The organism is Herpetosiphon giganteus (assembly GCF_016907925.1).
Lineage (GTDB): Bacteria > Chloroflexota > Chloroflexia > Chloroflexales > Herpetosiphonaceae > Herpetosiphon > Herpetosiphon giganteus.
Genome location: NZ_JAFBCZ010000085.1, coordinates 1 through 1,020, shown reverse-complemented (window position 1 = coordinate 1,020; position 1,020 = coordinate 1). Strand labels below are relative to the sequence as shown.

Genomic DNA, 1,020 nt, shown 5'->3' with positions numbered 1-1,020 from the left:
ATGGGTTGCTCACCTGGTTTCGGGTCTACCCTATGCGACCAAACGCCCTATTCAGACTCGCTGTCGCTCTGGCTCCGGCTGTTGCTGCCTTAACCTGCCACATGGGGTAACTCGTCGGTTCATACTCCAAAAGGCACGCGGTTAGCTTGCGCCTCCCACGGTTTGTCTGCGAGCAATTTCAGGATCTGTTTCACTCCCTTCGCCAGGGTGCTTTTCACCGTTCCCTCACGGTACTCTGCGCTATCGGTCGCCCACGATATTCTGCCTTGGAGTGTGGTCACCCCCGCTTCCGACGGGATTTCGCGTGTCCCGTCGTACTTGAGATCCCTCACGCAAGGGCATGGGTTGTCGGGTACGGGACTCTCACCCGCTCTGGTTGGCCGTTCCAGGGCCATTCCCCTAACCCATGCCTTGGTTACTTGCTGCGTGGAAGGACATCCACGCCTGGAGGTCTCGCAACCCGACTCACGCAACGCTGTCCTGCTTGACACGTGGGTCGTTTAGGCTCTTCCCGGTTCGCTCGCCGCTACTTCGGGAATCGTTTCTGTTCCTCGGGGTACGTGAGATGTTTCAGTTCCCCCGGTGCCCTTCCTGTGACTATAGATTCACCACAGGATCACCACCCATCACGGTGGTGGGGTTGCCCCATTCGGAGATGGTAGGGTCAAAGCCTGACTCCGGCTCGCCTACCCGTTTCGGCGGGAGTCCCCGTCCTTCATCGGTCGTGTGCGCCTAGGCATCCATCACTCGCATTCCTGCTGATCATCGGTCGTCGCGCCTCGGCAGCGCGGTACGCCGAATGGCTCCGGCAGGCAATTCTGTTTGTTGATGCTTGCTTTGCTTTTGATGTTGTCGTCAATATATAGGTGATTGGTAAGGTGCAATGCTCAGTAAGCGCTTGCCCACTGATGGGTGCTGCCGCCATAGCGACACTTCGTCTGCATCAAAATCTTCGTTCTTCGTCACCACGCCTCGTTGGTAGGTATCCCTAGAAAGGAGGTGATCCAGCCACACCTTCCG

The 1,020-nt window shown here is 57.6% G+C and carries 1 rRNA gene; it reads right to left on the bottom strand.

The features are described 5' to 3' along the window. A 23S ribosomal RNA gene (locus tag JOD20_RS26300) occupies positions 1-767 on the bottom strand; the annotation flags it as partial. Positions 768-1,020: the final 253 nt, after the last annotated feature.